Source organism: Candidatus Limimorpha avicola (assembly GCF_056978975.1).
Genome location: NZ_DBMCYK010000015.1, coordinates 1 through 17472 on the forward strand (window position 1 = coordinate 1; position 17472 = coordinate 17472).

Genomic DNA, 17472 nt, shown 5'->3' on the forward strand with positions numbered 1-17472 from the left:
TTATGACGAACCATGATTGTCGTATCCTGATAGCCGATGCATGAATACAGAAGTTCTATATCTTTATCCGATTTTATTGAAAACGAATAATTACCTTTGACGTCGCTGCTCGTGCCGTATTGTGTGTTCAACATCCGAATGTTGGCATTCTCCACTCCTACATTTCCGTAAATCGTAGTGCGGTTCTGGGCAAATATTGAAATTGTTGAAAACAAAATCATTAAGATTAATAATACTATTCTTTTCATAGGATGATTTTTTTAAAATAATGGTGTATATACATACACCATTATAAAATTATTTGATTGTAGGATTACATTCAGCGCCTCCTGTCATTTGAGTTTTACATGTTTCTACTTCATCATACATTGATGGACAACTGGGTCTCCCTCCTTGACATCCAGACCAAACACATCTTGGATATTCCGTTTCTTCTAAACATCCATCCAACCATGTTGTAGGAGCTGCACCTCCAAAAACACTGTTTTGTTCATTGTTTTGTAAACGAGACACTATAGTCTTGTTTAAACTTAACTTTATTTTCTTATTCATTTTTCTATTTATTAAATGTTATTTAATAATTCATTCAACAAAATAAACTTATCTCTGTCGCTGTCCCGTTTTTTATTATCTTCACAAAGGCAAAGATAAAAAACGGATTTTGGTTTTCATTGTGTTGCCATTTTGCTTAACCTTATTTGTCAGAGTCTCCACAAACGGCAGCACACTTTCTATTGTGGAGACTTTGCCTGATGAATTTCAAAATGTTTTTCATGATTCGTTTTATATTTTATTTTATTTACATATAAGAAACAAAAGATGAAAATAATAAATGTTTCTTCATATAATTTTATTCATAGGTTAATGTCTCAAAAATATATAAAAAAACTTAAAAAAACAACTTTACAGTTTATATACAGATTTTTTTCAAAATATAAAACACTATGTTATTGATATTGAATTATTTACATAAAATCATGTACAGACTTTTTTTAACGTCAGGCAGCATTTCAATGGGTATTTCCTGAATGTTTTATCTCATATTTCAGAATCTTGTTCCAAAAATATCTACCATATGAGATTTAACAATTCAATCTTACGTTCATGTTTTTTTATTGATATACAACCGATATCCGATAATAAAATGAAAAATATAAAATTCAAGACTGTTTTTATTTGCAAGGTCAACTCATTTTTGTTTGCTTGCGATTACAAAAACAAAAAAATCCAACTATGGACAATTTTTAAAATTATATCCAACTGTAATGATATTTAACAAGACCGTGGGCAGGGTCTGCAACATAAAACACACCTTTACGTATTTTATAAAGCACAACAAAATGACGTTGTTTCCAATGCACTATGCAAGGCAACGGTACATCGTTTTTAAGCTGTTCGGCAGTGATATGAACACCGAGTGTCTTGAATCATATATTTTCTGCAGCCTCGCTTATACCGAGCATACTCACCCCCTCACGACTGTTATGACATTTTTGTCTCAGTGTATCCAGGCGATAATGCCTGCCATATTGTTTTGCTATCATTCGCAAACAAGCAGGACCGCAGTTCATGGTATCATATCGGGTGTAGTATGGAAATGAGGCAATCATACATATTATTCAATTTTTCTTATCATATATTTATGTTTATCAAATTCGAATATTTGATATCCATCCTTTAACTCTATTTCACATTCTTTTTCTTTATATGGTATGATGAAATTTCCCCAATTATATGTTATCATTACACCATTATGTGCATCTATAATACCAAAATCACCAGACAATCGCATTGTTTTATAAATAAATCCAAGCGAATCTATTTCAATAATTTTTTCATTGGGATCGTATGTGAAACTAATATTATTGTTTTGAATAATTAGTAAATCGCTTTCAAGAAATTCTTCTTTTATCTTCCTCTCTTCTTCCTTTAGATTATTCAACACTATCTTTTCCTGATTTATAAAGTCTTTTATATTATAATAATCTATAATTCTCTCTATTTCATCATCCATATCCAAATTATCCAAATCTTCTACAAAACCGGAGACTACATCTATTATACTTTTTCCATTTAATATATCTTTTGTCCAGCTTGATGATAATTTATCCAAAAGCATTCCGTACGCAGGACCTGTAAGATAGGCAAAATAATTACTGTAACCTTCCTTATTTAAATTGCTCTCCAATTTATCAGTTATACGAATTACAATATCTTTCTCAGGTTTATTGTTGTAATATAACTTCAATGCTGTATATTCCGCCAATCCTTCATGACATTCATATATATTTTCATTGTTATCCGGAAACAACATTTGTCTTTTTTGTCTCACTATCAAAGCATTTCTAACATCTTTAATTATGTCATCCGTTTCTTCTTTTTGAATAGCCTGTAATAATGCCATTAGTTCTATTTTAAACAATATGGCTCCTTCCGGTTCATCTAAATGGTAATTATTTGAAAAACATGGAGGCAATCCTATTTGACTTTGAATCCTATGCCAACATTCATGAATAAGTAAGATATTCCTTTCTTTTTCACTGAGAAGATTATTATTCCATTTTACGAATGTCCACAATTCATCCTTATAATCTCTTGCAGTATTTGCAATATTTATCTCCTTAGGCAAAACCCCATAATATACATTCCCTTTTTTAGTGAAAGAACTATCTTTGGGTTGCTTGTTTGCTATTACCTCTCGTGTTTCCGGATCAACAAACATTATTGGACCATATAAATTGATACCCCAAAGATTTCCATTATCTATATCCAATATTTCTTTTAATTCCGAAAAATATTTTTCAGCTAACATTAATCGTATTTTGTCTTGTCCTGTGTTATTCTTACAATTTACACATATATTGACGACAACAAATAATAAAACAATATATATTTTTTTCATATTATTAAAATTTAATTGATATTTTATCTACTTTGTCAAAAGTTTTCATAATAGTTTCTAAGTCGAACTTGTATTAATTATAAAATTCATTGATTGATTCACACCTTATGACAATTTTATAGTTATTTATCAACAAATGATATTATACAACCATTCAAATGTTTCATAATGATTTACTTTCTTTGTCAATGAGTGTCGATGATAAAAAACGGTTTTGGTTTTCATTGTGTTGCCTTTTCTGCTTCATTTCTTGTTTGTCATCGTCTCCACAAACGGCAACTTATTATGGAGACTTTGCAGAATGTATTTCCGTTTAGTTTTCATGTGCGATTCGGTATTTATTCTTCTTTGCAATTTTAATACAATTTTTACATCATGTCAAGAAAACAAGATGTTTTTTCATTAAGACTTATAAAACTTATAAGTTCCATTTTCATACTTTAAAAATCAGATTTACATTCCAATAAACCAAACTGTAAGATGTTTTATGTTTCTATATTGATATTCAATGATTTATTATAATACATCCGACAGTAATGCAATGATAATCCAATGGCTTGAGTTTATTTATGATATTTCGCACCTTGATTCTTATTTCTCATACTTTTATCGGATAATACCAATTTAAAAAATCCATTAAATTTTATTCATTTTTCAGCCAACACTAAACTTGTTTAATTTATATGACAGGATACATTCAGGATACATTTTCATGTTTTTTTCAACATTTCATGCATCTTGTCTTTATAATCAGACTGTGCCGGAATTATCGCCAAGAAAATTTTTTGTTTTGGTGTTTATGAAATTTTCATTGCAAAAGGTATTTGCTATCTGTACCAGTTTTTTATCTGTTTCCGTTTTGTTCATGATTTTTATGACTTGGATTATATCACAAATCTAAAGTTGTATCCTGTCTATATACGAAATCCATTTATTACTTGAGTCCATGCTCCTTTTCAAAACATAAACTGCTCCTTTATATACTATCACCCTTTGACTCATCCATTGATTTACTGATGTTTTGGGATATGTCTTTCCGGTCTTTACATCAATTTCGTTGAGTGTCTCTCCGAAAACAGTGTAGAATTTATTGAAAACTCTGTCCTGATATATCGTATATCTCCAGAAATCCTCATCTTTCGGATATGTTATATCGCAACTGTTCAACAGATTCAAATCCTCGTCATACATTTCTATCACAGACTTTACATGATTGAAATATATTAAAGTATCCTCGTAAAATCCCAAATATGACGACTTGGGATGAAGCCATGCAGTCTTCAGAAAAACACCCCAGTCTTCAGGGGACGGACCACTATAGGCTGCGCCGACAAATTCTATAAATTCTTTATGAAAATTATATTCGTATGCATAGTTCTTATGTGATTTGGTATCAATATTACGGAAGACGGTTTCGGCTTTTCGGTCGTTTAAATTCACTCTATAATAAATTTCATTGTATCCTGTTTTATCTATCTTTTTTGTGTAAATCCAATTGTCGGTGACAAACAGACAGTTTCCCATCACGTTGATGAATTTGTTCCTTTCCGTCGGGAATGCCACCGTATATTCGTTACCTTTTTCAACTATCTGATATACACTGTCGGCTGTTATTATGTGACAGTTGTTCATGCAGTCCTTGAACATCATTTCAACCGAGGTATTCAATTTGATGTCTATGGTATCCAATGCGTTGAACATCATGTCCGTAAGCAAGATGCGATAATCTTTTAAAGAGCCGTTTCTGCGTTGAAGAATGTAGAATCTGTCGTTTGTTATTTCAAAATCCGTCATTACATACTTTTCTTCTCTGTATCGGATTACCTTTTCTCCTGATATTCCGACTTCAGAAAGCATGTAATAAACCGGACGCATCTCAAAACTGATGTTGACAGAATCCTTTTTGAGTTCTTTATGACGAACCATGATTGTCGTATCCTGATAGCCGATGCATGAATACAGAAGTTCTATATCTTTATCCGATTTTATTGAAAACGAATAATTACCTTTGACGTCGCTGCTCGTGCCGTATTGTGTGTTCAACACCCGAATGTTGGCATTCTCCACTCCTACATTTCCGTAAATTGTCGTAAGGTTCTGGGCAAATATTGAAATTGTTGAAAACAAAATCATTAAAGAGATTAATAATACTATTCTTTTCATAGGATGATTTTTTTAATAACGGCAGGATACATTATACGCATCCTGACATTTGAGTTTTACATGTTTCTATCTCATCACAGATTGATGGACAACCGGGGCTTCCGTAGAATCCACCATGTCGCCGGAGCAGTTCCTCCCCAAATACTGTTTTGTTCATTATTTTGTAAACGAGATACCATAGTCTTGTTCAAACTTAATTTTACTTTCTTGTCCATTTCTATAGCTATTATATTTGTTATTATTATCATTTTACAAAATAAACTTACATCTCTTGGTGTTCCGTTTTTTATTATCTTCACAACGGCAAAAATAAAATAAAGTTTTGGTTTTCATTGTGTTGCCAGTTTTGTTTCACTTCTTATTATTTGTCGTCGTCTCCACAAACGGCGACACAATTTTTATTGCGGAGACTTTACAGAATGTATTTCCGTTTAGTTTTCATGTGCGATTCGGGATTTGTTTGTCTTTGCAATTTTAGAAAAATTTTTACATCATGTCAAGAAAATAAGATGTTTTTTCATTATGACTCTATAAAACTTATAAGTTCCTCTTCAATGCTTTAAAAATCAGACTTTCATGCCAATAAACCAAACTGTAAGATGTTTTATGCTTTCATATTACTATTCAATCAATTTATAATATTTTGTCGGATTCCGATGATATCCAATACGTTTTTACACGTAAAGACTCATAATTTAGCGTCTCTATAATACGTTGAAAAATAATATTTGTGTCATAAATAATAAATCATATATAAAACATCCAAATAACTAATTTACCGGACAGCGATGATAATTTTTAAGAACGACAAACTACAAAAAAAAGACCGTCTTGAGACGGTCTCGAAAAAATAATGAAAAAATTTTTATATTTATTTAGCAAAACTTACAGCCCGAGTTTCACGTATTACAGTAATTTTAATTTGTCCCGGATATGTCATTTCCGTTTGAATTTGCTTTGACAAGTCGTATGCTATCTTATCGGCATCGGCATCGCTCACCTTGTCGGCACCTACAATGACGCGAAGTTCACGACCGGCTTGAATAGCATAAGTCTTGACGACGCCAGGATAAGAGAGAGCCATCTCTTCCAATTTGTTAAGACGTTGAATATAAGCCTCCACCACTTCTCGTCTCGCACCCGGGCGTGCACCTGATATGGCGTCACACACCTGTACTATAGGAGCTATCAGCGATTCCATTTCTATCTCATCATGGTGAGCGCCTATGGCATTGCACACATCCGGCTTTTCTTTAAACTTCTCCGCTGTTTTCATACCGAGAATGGCATGAGGCAGCTCTTCCTCATTATCGGCGACCTTGCCAATATCGTGAAGCAAGCCGGCACGTTTGGCTGTTTTGGGGTTAAGACCTAATTCTGCCGCCATGGTAGCACTTAATTTTGCCACTTCTATCGAGTGTTGCAACAGATTCTGACCATAAGAAGAACGATATTTCATTCTGCCTATCATTTTAATCAACTCGGCATTGATATTATGTATGCCGAGGTCTATCACCGTACATTTACCCGTCTCTATAATCTCCTGTTCAATTTGTTTCTCCACTTTCTTGACAACCTCTTCAATACGGGCGGGATGGATACGACCGTCAGTGACAAGTTTTTGAAGCGACAGACGAGCTATCTCCCGGCGTATTGGGTCGAAACCTGACAATAAAATCGCGTCCGGACTGTCATCAATGATGATTTCCACGCCGGTGAGAGACTCCAACGCTCTGATATTACGACCTTCACGACCGATGATACGACCTTTTATCTCGTCATTCTCGATATTGAATACCGAAACAGTATTCTCAATGGCATGTTCAGCAGCAGTTCTCTGTATTGTCTCCAACACTACTTTTTTGGCTATCTGGTTGGCAGACAACTTTGCTTCTTCAGTTATCTCTTTCACAATGACCATAGCTTCAGCTTTCGCCTCATCTTTCATCAACTCCTTTAATTGTTCCTTAGCCTCTAAAGCAGAAAGACCGGACAAAGACTCCAACAGTTTCTTCTGTTCTTCCTGAATCTTGTCTAATTCCGACTGACGTTTGGAAATGTTCTCCAACTGGTTGGCAACATTTTGCTGTTGATTTTTCAAATCGTTGACTTTACGTTGAAAGTCTTCATTCTTTTGGTTCAGTTGTTGTTGTTGTTGTTGAATACGATTTTCAACTTTTTGCAGATCACGTTTCTTTTCATTTGTTTCTTTTTCGTAATCTGCCTTCATTTGCAAGAATTTTTCCTTAGCTTGAAGAATTTTTTCTTTTTTTATCACCTCACCTTTTTCCTTGGCTTCTTCAAGCATTTGATTACTTTTTTTCAAAAGAGCATTGCGCATCACTGTTGTAGAGAGCAAAATACCTATTCCTCCTCCGAACAGCACACCCACCACACAAAGGGCAACACTCATCACACTACTGAGTAAAATCATTTCACCTTACGATTTTGACTCGTTCACGATAAGAAAAAAATCTGTCTGTCCAAAGGGATCGTAAACCCTGATAGTCACGTTTATGGCTGCCACGATGCGCAAACTTCCACTAGCATAAAGCTCCTTAACGAATTAAGGATTAGGCTTGTTTTTACATCCATGAGTCAACCGAAATTATGGTTAATAATTGTTAAGTTTACATCATGCGACGGACAGACAGATAAATCTTTCAAAGAACTTCTTTTTATCTAAGAATCAAGGTTTTCATCCAACAAAGCACTGAGTTCCTCCAACTTTTGTTCAAGACACTGGTCTCTATAAGTATGATCCGCCTCATATTTCACGTTTTCAGTAGCAAACTGAAGGCATGACATAGACAATAAATCTTGAAAATCTCTATATACGTTATTCTCCTTGTTACGTTTTACATTTTGATTCACCAAGTCAACCGCCTTCCTTACTTTTTCCTCATCAGAACTATTCACCGTAATACGATAGCTACGCTCCGCCACAACTACATTTATCTTGATCTTCTGAGTCGCATCCATACCACCATATATTTAGGTTTCCTCTTGTTCTGCATTCAATATCTTGATACATTGATCTATCTCTTTAACCAATGCTTTAATTACTTGCCTGCTTTCTTCTATTTCTTTCTCGTTCCCGAGTGCGTTAACAATAACTATTTTATTTAATTTATCCCTTAATTCCACATTCGCAGAACGAAGAGCCTCAAGCTCCACGGTCAACTCTTCATTCTTTTGAATAAGCTCTCTATTTTCATTGACAAGCAGATTTTTAGCCACTATTAGTTTCCTAATTTTTACCTCTATCTCTGAAAGTGTGACACTTAAATCTGCCATCATTCAATAGTTTGCTGTAGAATTTTGCCACAAAGATAAACATATTTGACGCATCACGCAAGTATTTTTTTATCAACATTCAATTTTTTTGCAAAATATTCTCTCATATTGTCTTACAATCTGAAGATATCACATGAAATACCACACATTCGAGACATCTTCGCCTTTTGCAATACTTGTCGTATAAATGCAACAACGCCTGCGACTGTCTCGCACTCTCAATAATCAATCCGTTTTTCTCGAACTGTCTTGTCACCTTGTTGTTTTCTCTTTCCATCTCTTCCAAAAAATCCAATGCCCTGCATTTGACATCTTCCATATCATGATATTTGCCATAGCAAAAAATAACAGGAATCACCGCATTTATTATCAACATGTCAACGGTAGTATCTCCTATTTTGCGACAGCCTCGTGCCGACACTTTCTCGAAATAATAATGATTTTCCCAATAACTGTTTGTTCTTATGTCGAACATTGTCTTTACATCCTTGATATCATGTTTCTCGATAATGTTGGAAAACATGCCGTCGTTCTTGTGTATCACCATAGCCATCTGTGCCAATCTTACAGTCGGAAAACTGCTCGGTCTCATACGAAACTTTTTCCAATAACTGACAGGCATAGTCAACAATCCGAATTTGGATTTCATCACCTTAAATTCCCGTTTCAGCAATGCCGGATAACTGTCCGTAAACTCCGTCTCCAAAAAACCGGCACATCCGAACATCATGGCTTCCAGCTGAACCTTATTGTCGGCATGTTTTCTCAACACCCTCAAAGGCAACACCATGGCGAGTCTGTCGAAAGCCTCATTATTGACTTTAGACCCCATATAGTGCATAATCCTTTGATACAAAGTCTCTTCCCAATCGTAATGATTGACGTTCAAATGTTTCTCTATGTCCGCCACCAACAGTTCCATCCTTTCAACAATCAAACGTTCACACCATGACAACATTGTAAATGCCTGCACATCACGTAACATCTTCTCACATGCAATCCATCGCTTCGACTTTATAAAAGACTGATACATACAATAAATTCCATCATCGAAACAACCCTTTATCTCAATTGCAGGAATATTACCCACTTTACAATCGGCATTATAAACCACATGCAAAATCACATTGTCATAAGCACTGTCTTCATGATGCTTATGCCGGTACCAATCAGATGCCGACACATGAATCTCGACATTACCGCACCATAAAGTGCCATCAATACGTATCTTCGCATCCATATAGTCCGGTCCGGAATCATAATTTCTGTTACCTTGAGATATTATCTTGACAGCAGCACCGTCAATGGTAAACAATTCAGAACGAAGAAGTCTGTTTTCCCATAGATAATATATGAACTCTTCTCTCATTACGGTTTCAAAACTTTGGTACACAAAAGTAGTCATCGTTTTCTGTTACCGCATCACTTTTTATCTATTATCTCGATTTTTTTAGACTTTTTTAACTAAAAAACTTTAAAATTTCAGAAAAAGTTAATGAATGTTAACTATTGTCTTATTTTATCATAGTATTTACATCAGGTACTTTCTTCAAATCTTTAAGCATATAGACAAAAACATATTTTGCCGGTTTGCCGCAACGTTCCACAGTAATGGTGTCACAAGGTATCATCTCAGAAAAACAGTCTTTAAAATATCTGTTAACATCATAATAATCACAACTTTCCGTCAAGAACCAGTAATCATCGCCTTTTTTAAATCCTCCTCTGTATTCATTTATCCACAAATATTTATGTATCATGACAGGTTCACCGTATGCCAGCATTTTCATGCCGAGAGGATATGCAACATAATAATCCAAATTAGCACAAGGATACCAATTCAAATTTATCATGGCATCGGATTCTTTCATCATGCCTTGCTCAATCTTTTGATTTCTAATACTTTCAAACTGAGTTCTTATCTTTTTCCAACCATACATCGACAAAGTAAAATCACTTTCACCATAACGTTGTACAGTCTCGGAACGTTCTGTAAATCTCAATGAGACAAATCCTGTTTTTATCTCAGCACCACCAACAGCGACAATAATCAAAAGCAGCGACAATGAAAGTTTTATTCCAACAGGTACCGGTCTTTTTTGTTTGTTTTTATGTTTCTCTGCAAAAACAGCAGCCGGAAAAAGCAACATGATACTCAAAGCCGGTGCTGTCCAGTGTGGCAAGATTGGACGTGTCAACGAGAAAAACCAAAATACGGCAATAAAAGGAATACATGTCGTCAACAAAAGTCTGACATCTCTGCCATTCAAGACTCTCTTACCCCTCGCCATCAACACCAATGCAATGATTATCATGACGAAATTGACAGGATTATTGTATAAAAACTCACCCACAAGCTCCGTCAGAAAATATTTGGGTCTCAACTTATCGAAAAAACTTACACGATCTCCATGAAATGTAAAACTGATAAAATCATTTTGTATATTCCATATCAATACAGGAAGGAGACATACGACAGAAATCAACGCCGACAAATACAAGTATTTATTTTTCAGTTGTTTACGGTCAAACAACAAAATATAAAGACCCACACCGCTCCAAATAAAGACAGCTGAATATTTTGAAAGAAGCGACAAACCGGCAAACAGACCTCCAAGAAGCATGTATTTGTTTTTCGATGTCTTGAAATATCGAATAAAAGACAGAAGAGACAACAACATGAACAACATCAAAGGAGTGTCGGGCAAGATAAACACACCTGTTATTACAAAGCCGTACAATGAAGCTGTAAAAAGCAAAGCCGCATAAAAACCTGTCAATGAATCTTTTATCTCTTTACCTATACGATAGAACAGCCATGTGTCAATAGTCATGAACACCACCGATGCCAAACGCAAGAAAAACTCGTCGGAAAACAGCAGATTAAGACTGAAAAGCTGCATCACCCAACCTACCATGGGAGGATGATCAAAATGGCTCCAATCCGGATAAAGAGCGTAAGTCCAATAATACACCTCATCATTGCCAAACTCGAAAAAAGCAGCAAGAAAAGCCCTTATCACTGTACTGATGACAAGAAGCCACAACAAATATTTTTTTATTTTATTATCATTCAGCACCATCGACCTCATTTTTACGACGCATCAGCAAATACCTGCCTAATGCAATCAATGCAACAATATAAACCACCCGCATCAGCATTGTCCTTCCTTTCATGACAACAGCCATGTTGGGATCGAAATAATATTGATACGGATGTCTCAACAAAGCATTGAGATACATAACAGTACCATCATCAAAGACCAATTCGGCACGAATATATGTATCATCCGGAGCAAAACAATATGACGCTGTCTCACTATTAACGACACTGTCTCTCACCACTCCGTTTTGTCCAACAAAACGTATCACAGCGGCTTTCTCCGAAACCTGAAGCGTCACTGTATCTCCATCAAGATGAACAAAGTCCAACGCCGGCAAGTCTTTTATATCTCTTTGATAAGCAAATGCATAACTATCACCTGACTCTAAAGCCGCATATACGCTGTCAACTTCTTCAGCATTAACCACGGTAACATATTTAACATCTTCAGCATTATTGCCGCAAGAAGCTAATATATTGACTCTAACACCATGAGACAACGCCTCATCCCAATAGTTAACAGCTTGACAGTCAGCATTTAACACCTCTAAAAGCCTGTAATGGGAAAGATATCGCATTTCCCTTAATTTAAAACCCTTATCAATATATGCCGGCACTGCAAAACGACATTTTTTTTGCAATTCATCGATGTTAAATTGTTTATAATGAATATTTTGAAAGAAAGGATAATCTATCTTACGTTTATCTTTAGTTCCAATACACAGATAACGTGTCTTAGATAATCCATAACCATATTCACAGACATCAAAGCCCTGTTCATCAATGGTATCAGATCTGAAGTCATAATAATGCCAATTATCCTTATCAGATTTATAAGGATTATAAATAAAACCTCCGTGAAATGCCACAGGGTCTTCAAATCTGTAGGAAGGAACCGAGAGATATAATATCAAAAAAGACAGTATCACAAGAATTGCAATTCCCAACAAAACCCTGACAAGGTAAAACGCTATGCCTTTTTTATTCTTCATCTAAAAAAATTATTTCACAAAATTAACAATTTATCCTTAATAACTTAAAAATAGGTTTAAAATTGCAAGACATGAAAAAATCGATGAATTTCGGGAAAAAGCATAAAACAATTAATGGATTTCGGCAGATTGTTATACTTATTGATAATTAATTTTTAATAATAAAACACTTTTTTATAAAAATTCACACACTAATCTCCGTTTCTTTCAGTGTAGAAAATATAAGCAAAATTTTTCTTGTTTGCAGAACACAAGAAAGTTTTTGATTTAAAATCTCCGAAATTTTAAAAAGCCTCATGTATGCAACCACCATGACAAATTATAAAAAAAATTCACACTTGGAACATGTACTATTCTCAATATTATAATATCGTTTATAACTATCACTTTTATTTACCATAGACAAAATCCAAACAAGCTTTCGTCTGGAGATTGTTGTATGAATATTGATTAAAACTATTATCACAAAAACGACCGTTAGACATAACGTCTCCGATAGGCGTTATGGCAAGAAAATTATAATGACAATTTGTCCTGACATATAACCCGCGGTATGTTTGGTTACAAGATTACTTGCAATCCATACAAATTTAGATTTTGTAATTCAATGTTCTTTATCGTAAAACCACAATCGAACAATTCTATTGCCATAGTTACATATTCCAGATGTTACGCTGTATTTGTCCGCATTATTGACGGCTTTTCCCGCTAAAAAGATGGGATTGAATTTGAAGTTCAGATTGCTTTCCGATAAGAAATTATACAATTCCAGAATATGTACTATATGTTTCTTACCACCCACTACAATGCAGCCAATACTTAAACCGTGTTCTCTGCACAAACTCAATTTTTCCATTATCATATCAGAGTTCCGTTCCCATTGGTAAAATACACGATGGAAATCATTGACTATATTATTACCATCCAATGAAAACCCAACGAACACATAATATTGCTTGAACAAATCTATTTACCTCTGATTGACTAATGTGAAGTTAGTTTGCATGGAATGTTTTACCTCAAATTCCGATAACTCAACGGCTCTCTGCCTTGCCAGATAATATTTAATTTTTTCTGAGAGAGAAACACGTGTTTGAGATTTAGAATAATTTACTTGGCAAATTCTATATCCATATTGTATCATTTGACAAATAGGTAGTGTTTCAAAAAGTGTGTAAAATTTTATACACTTTTTGGGACAGTATCATAAAACCAATTTGTTTTTATACATATATACACGAATTACAGTACGTGCTGCATATTATGAAAACACAATCTTATAAAAGGTTTTTACATTCATTTTATTCAAAAAAAGGCATAGCGTATTAATAAAAGGTGTATCTTTGCATTTAATCAAAAAAAACAAAAAGCATGGATTCAAATCCAAAAGGGAATATAATAGAAGAAGTTACCAACAAGGATTATGAATTTGGTTTTGTTACTGACATTGAAACCGAATTCATTCCTAAGGGACTGAATGAAGATATTGTAAGACTCATTTCGAAGAAAAAAGGAGAGCCGGAATGGTTATTGGAATTTCGTTTGAAGGCATACAGACACTGGTTAACTCTTAAACAGCCTGATTGGGCACATCTTGACATTCCTCATATTGATTATCAAGACATCATCTATTATGCTGCTCCCAAAAAACGCAAAGAACTGCAAAGTTTGGACGAAGTAGATCCGGAGTTACTTGACACTTTCAACAAGTTAGGCATCTCGTTGGACGAACAGAAAAGACTTTCCGGCGTTGCAGTAGATGCAGTTATGGACAGCACTTCGGTAAAGACGACATTTCAAGACACTCTTACCAAATACGGCATTATCTTCATGTCGTTCAACGAGGCAGTAAAACAACACCCGGAATTGGTAAAGAAATATTTAGGTACTGTTGTGCCTCATACCGACAACTTCTTTGCTGCATTGAACTCCGCCGTTTTCAGCGACGGCTCATTCTGTTACATCCCTAAAGGCGTGAGATGCCCAATAGAGTTATCGACATATTTCCGTATCAATGCTGCCAACACGGGGCAATTTGAGAGGACACTCATCGTTGCCGACGAAGGTGCATACGTCAGTTACATGGAAGGCTGCACCGCACCACAACGCGATGAAAATCAGCTACATGCAGCCATAGTCGAGATTATTGCAGAGACTGATGCAGAAGTCAAATATTCTACTGTGCAAAACTGGTATCCCGGCGACAAAGACGGAAAAGGCGGTATTTTCAACTTTGTAACGAAAAGAGGCATCTGCCGAGGCGACAGGTCTAAAATATCATGGACACAGGTAGAAACCGGGTCTGCCATAACATGGAAATATCCGAGCTGCATACTGAAAGGGGACAACAGCATAGGTGAATTTTATTCCGTCGCCGTGACCAACAATCATCAACAGGCAGACACAGGTACCAAAATGATTCACATAGGCAAGAACTCACGCAGCACCATCATCTCAAAAGGAATATCAGCAGGATACAGTCAAAACAGTTACAGAGGACTTGTACGCATAGCACCGGACGCCACCAACTGCCGCAACTTCTCACAATGCGATTCCTTGTTGCTCGGCGACAAATGTGGCGCTCACACTTTCCCATACGTGCAATGCGGCAACGACAGCAGCATCCTCGAGCATGAAGCCACTACATCCAAGATATCTGAAGACCAGCTGTTCTACTGTAACCAAAGAGGAATAGGCAGAGAAAAAGCCATAGGTCTGATTGTCAATGGATATGCAAAAGACGTTTTAAACAAACTGCCTATGGAATTTGCTGTTGAAGCACAAAAACTGTTATCTATTACATTAGAAGGCAGTGTAGGATAATAAAATATTAAAAATAAAGGCATTATGTTATTTAGCATCAAGAATTTACACGTCTCGATAGGAGGCAAAGAAATATTAAAGGGATTTAATTTGGATGTCAATGCGGGCGAGATACATGCCATAATGGGTCCCAACGGCACCGGGAAAAGCACCCTGGCAGCAGCCATCACCGGCAGAGAAGGCTATGAGATAACTGAAGGAGAGATATGGTATAAGGGCAAGAATATTATTGACATGTCTGCTGAAGAAAGAGCCAACGAAGGTATATTCCTCAGTTTCCAATATCCTGTAGAAATACCCGGTGTCAGCATACAGAACTTCATGCGTACCGCTATCAACGCCAAACGCGAATATCAGGGACTTCCTCCCGTCTCCATGGTTGATTTTCTCAAGACAATGAAAGAGAAACAAGCAATGGTGGAAATAACGGACAAGTTACAAAACAGATTCGTCAATGTCGGATTCTCCGGAGGAGAGAAGAAAAAGAACGAAATATTCCAGATGGCGATGCTCGAGCCACAACTTGCCATATTGGATGAGACAGACTCCGGTCTTGACATCGACGCCCTGCGTATTGTCGCCAATGGCGTAAATCAGCTACATACTAACGACAATGCTTTCATTGTCATCACTCACTACCAACGTCTTCTCGACTATATAGTTCCGGATTTCGTTCATGTGATGTACGACGGCCGTATAGTAAAATCGGGCGACAAAAACCTCGCTTTAGAACTCGAGGCAAAAGGCTACGAATGGGTTAAGGGTCTAATGGGATAATAAAATGATAATAATGGATAACACAGATAACATACCGGAGACCTTAAAACGCAGAATCCTCGATTATGGCGACGAACTGTTGAAAAGAAAAGCCGGCGAAGATACAGCCAAAGTGACGACACTGAGAAATGAGGCTTTGGAACATTTCTCACAAAACGGCTTCCCTACACGCAAAATGGAACGCTGGCGCAACTCTAAAATCATAGAAAACCTGTCAGAATCATATCAACTGTATGAAGAACAGCCATCACATGACAGGAAAGACTTCTGTTGCGTTATTCAAGACTTCGACACTGAGGTGATTACAATGTATAACGGACGTTTGGCTGACGACAACATCTTGAGAACTCTCGACAACGGCATCATTATTGGAAGCAGCAGAGCCGCCATGATACAACATCCGGACCTGTTCGACAAATATTTCGGCTCCTGCCGTACTGATGAGGACAATGGATTCTATGACATCAACACCGCCTTGTGGCAGGACGGATTCTTCATCTTCGTACCTGCCAATGTCACGGCAGAGAAACCGGTACAAATCATAAAATTGATAGACAATGTCAACAACCCACTCATCCAGACACGCAACCTAATAATATTGGAAGAAAACAGCAACCTGTGCATAGTGGATTGCGATGACACCATGAGCAACAATGCGAGCCTCGTCAACTCATTCACCGAGACTGTCATAGGAGAAAATGCCCATCTTGAGACTTATAAACTTCAAAATCTCAACAATGAGACTGTTTTCATCAACAGCAACACCACCAAACAGCTTAAAGACAGCAGTCTGATGTCGTGTATTATCAGTTTCAACGGAGGCATGATACGCAACAACGTACACGTTGACCTCGACGGACAAGGCGCCGACACTCAGGTTTACGGTCTTTATCTCATGGACAAGAAACAACATATCGACAATCAGATAAGAGTCAATCATAACGTTCCCGACTGCAACAGCAACGAACGTTTCAAGGGCATACTCGACGACGAGGCGACAGCTGTTTTCAACGGTCATGTTTATGTAGCTCCCGACGCTCAACATACTAACGCCTATCAGAACAACAGCAACATTATACTGACCTCTTCAGCAAAAGTAAACACCATGCCTTTCTTGGAGATTTATGCCGACGATGTCAAATGTTCTCATGGCTCTACCATAGGACAACTCGATGAAGAGGCAATGTTTTACATGAGACAAAGAGGCATCAGCAAGGCAAACGCCCGCATGCTTCTAATGTATGCCTTTGCGGCAGAGATTAGCAACAACATAAAAATAGACAAACTGCAGGAACGCATCGACGATATGATAAAGCGTCGATTGAAAGGTGAACTGTCAAGTTGCGACACCTGCGTGTTCCAGTGCAATATGCCTAAGGAATATAATTTTGAAATAGATTTGAGTAAAATCTGAT

15 protein-coding genes and 1 pseudogene are annotated in these 17472 nt (G+C 36.3%); 3 read left to right on the forward strand and 13 right to left on the reverse strand.

What is annotated here, in order from left to right; genetic code table 11:
- The 13 genes and pseudogenes from ACZOVS_RS07420 to ACZOVS_RS07480 form a co-directional block, all read right to left on the reverse strand.
- The coding region (locus ACZOVS_RS07420; RefSeq protein WP_483996603.1) for a carboxypeptidase-like regulatory domain-containing protein at positions 1–248 on the reverse strand (248 nt) is incomplete at its 3' end.
- A 49-nt stretch (positions 249–297) separates the two neighbouring features.
- Positions 298–552, reverse strand: coding sequence for a class I lanthipeptide (locus ACZOVS_RS07425; protein WP_483996604.1), 255 nt, complete (start codon positions 550–552; stop codon positions 298–300).
- Between the two features lie 716 nt (positions 553–1268).
- Positions 1269–1610: pseudogene (locus ACZOVS_RS07430) on the reverse strand (cysteine peptidase family C39 domain-containing protein); the annotation flags it as partial.
- 5 nt (positions 1611–1615) lie between these two features.
- A complete protein-coding gene (locus ACZOVS_RS07435) occupies positions 1616–2812 on the reverse strand; it encodes a hypothetical protein (RefSeq protein WP_483996605.1) in 1197 nt (398 codons plus the stop codon).
- Between the two features lie 987 nt (positions 2813–3799).
- A complete protein-coding gene (locus tag ACZOVS_RS07440) occupies positions 3800–5065 on the reverse strand; it encodes a carboxypeptidase-like regulatory domain-containing protein (RefSeq protein ID WP_483996606.1) in 1266 nt (421 codons plus the stop codon).
- Positions 5066–5139: 74 nt separating this feature from the next.
- Positions 5140–5280: a class I lanthipeptide gene (locus ACZOVS_RS07445; RefSeq protein ID WP_483996607.1), complete on the reverse strand. Its 141-nt coding sequence runs from the start codon at positions 5278–5280 to the stop codon at positions 5140–5142.
- A gap of 656 nt (positions 5281–5936) precedes the next feature.
- Complete coding sequence (rny, locus tag ACZOVS_RS07450; protein WP_483996662.1) at positions 5937–7496, reverse strand: ribonuclease Y; 1560 nt, start codon at positions 7494–7496, stop codon at positions 5937–5939.
- A 251-nt stretch (positions 7497–7747) separates the two neighbouring features.
- On the reverse strand, positions 7748–8047 hold the full coding sequence (locus tag ACZOVS_RS07455) for a cell division protein ZapA (RefSeq protein ID WP_483996608.1): 300 nt from the start codon (positions 8045–8047) through the stop codon (positions 7748–7750).
- Positions 8048–8059: 12 nt separating this feature from the next.
- Positions 8060–8362, reverse strand: a complete 303-nt coding sequence (locus ACZOVS_RS07460) for a hypothetical protein (protein WP_483996609.1) — start codon at positions 8360–8362, stop codon at positions 8060–8062.
- 103 nt (positions 8363–8465) lie between these two features.
- Complete coding sequence (locus ACZOVS_RS07465) at positions 8466–9767, reverse strand: DUF2851 family protein (protein ID WP_483996610.1); 1302 nt, start codon at positions 9765–9767, stop codon at positions 8466–8468.
- A 109-nt stretch (positions 9768–9876) separates the two neighbouring features.
- Positions 9877–11445, reverse strand: coding sequence for an ArnT family glycosyltransferase (locus ACZOVS_RS07470; RefSeq protein ID WP_483996611.1), 1569 nt, complete (start codon positions 11443–11445; stop codon positions 9877–9879).
- Positions 11432–12457, reverse strand: a complete 1026-nt coding sequence (locus tag ACZOVS_RS07475) for a hypothetical protein (RefSeq protein ID WP_483996612.1) — start codon at positions 12455–12457, stop codon at positions 11432–11434. Before ACZOVS_RS07475 ends, ACZOVS_RS07470 begins: the two co-directional genes overlap by 14 nt.
- 604 nt (positions 12458–13061) lie before the next feature.
- The gene (locus ACZOVS_RS07480; protein ID WP_483996613.1) at positions 13062–13403 is read right to left on the reverse strand and encodes a hypothetical protein; all 342 of its coding nucleotides are present in this window, start codon (positions 13401–13403) and stop codon (positions 13062–13064) included.
- Positions 13404–13828: 425 nt separating this feature from the next.
- Here ACZOVS_RS07480 and sufB point away from each other — a divergent pair, with 425 nt between their 5' ends.
- The 3 genes from sufB to sufD are packed head-to-tail and all read left to right on the forward strand — an operon-like array spanning position 13829 to position 17471.
- Positions 13829–15280, forward strand: a complete 1452-nt coding sequence (sufB, locus tag ACZOVS_RS07485) for a Fe-S cluster assembly protein SufB (protein WP_483996614.1) — start codon at positions 13829–13831, stop codon at positions 15278–15280.
- A gap of 24 nt (positions 15281–15304) precedes the next feature.
- The gene (sufC, locus tag ACZOVS_RS07490; protein WP_483996615.1) at positions 15305–16057 is read left to right on the forward strand and encodes a Fe-S cluster assembly ATPase SufC; all 753 of its coding nucleotides are present in this window, start codon (positions 15305–15307) and stop codon (positions 16055–16057) included.
- A gap of 13 nt (positions 16058–16070) precedes the next feature.
- The gene (gene sufD, locus ACZOVS_RS07495; RefSeq protein ID WP_483996616.1) at positions 16071–17471 is read left to right on the forward strand and encodes a Fe-S cluster assembly protein SufD; all 1401 of its coding nucleotides are present in this window, start codon (positions 16071–16073) and stop codon (positions 17469–17471) included.
- Position 17472: the final 1 nt, after the last annotated feature.

Excerpts from the sequence above, each read along its gene's own strand:
- ACZOVS_RS07445 (WP_483996607.1), bottom strand. The coding sequence starts at position 5,280 with ATGGACAAGAAAGTAAAATTAAGTTTGAACAAGACTATGGTATCTCGT.
- ACZOVS_RS07460 (WP_483996609.1), bottom strand. The coding sequence starts at position 8,362 with ATGGCAGATTTAAGTGTCACACTTTCAGAGATAGAGGTAAAAATTAGG.
- ACZOVS_RS07470 (WP_483996611.1), bottom strand. The coding sequence starts at position 11,445 with ATGGTGCTGAATGATAATAAAATAAAAAAATATTTGTTGTGGCTTCTT.
- ACZOVS_RS07440 (WP_483996606.1), bottom strand. The coding sequence starts at position 5,065 with ATGAAAAGAATAGTATTATTAATCTCTTTAATGATTTTGTTTTCAACA.
- sufD (WP_483996616.1), top strand. The coding sequence starts at position 16,071 with ATGGATAACACAGATAACATACCGGAGACCTTAAAACGCAGAATCCTC.
- sufB (WP_483996614.1), top strand. The coding sequence starts at position 13,829 with ATGGATTCAAATCCAAAAGGGAATATAATAGAAGAAGTTACCAACAAG.
- ACZOVS_RS07435 (WP_483996605.1), bottom strand. The coding sequence starts at position 2,812 with ATGTTAGCTGAAAAATATTTTTCGGAATTAAAAGAAATATTGGATATA.
- ACZOVS_RS07455 (WP_483996608.1), bottom strand. The coding sequence starts at position 8,047 with ATGGATGCGACTCAGAAGATCAAGATAAATGTAGTTGTGGCGGAGCGT.
- ACZOVS_RS07465 (WP_483996610.1), bottom strand. The coding sequence starts at position 9,767 with ATGACTACTTTTGTGTACCAAAGTTTTGAAACCGTAATGAGAGAAGAG.
- ACZOVS_RS07425 (WP_483996604.1), bottom strand. The coding sequence starts at position 552 with ATGAATAAGAAAATAAAGTTAAGTTTAAACAAGACTATAGTGTCTCGT.
- sufC (WP_483996615.1), top strand. The coding sequence starts at position 15,305 with ATGTTATTTAGCATCAAGAATTTACACGTCTCGATAGGAGGCAAAGAA.
- ACZOVS_RS07475 (WP_483996612.1), bottom strand. The coding sequence starts at position 12,457 with ATGAAGAATAAAAAAGGCATAGCGTTTTACCTTGTCAGGGTTTTGTTG.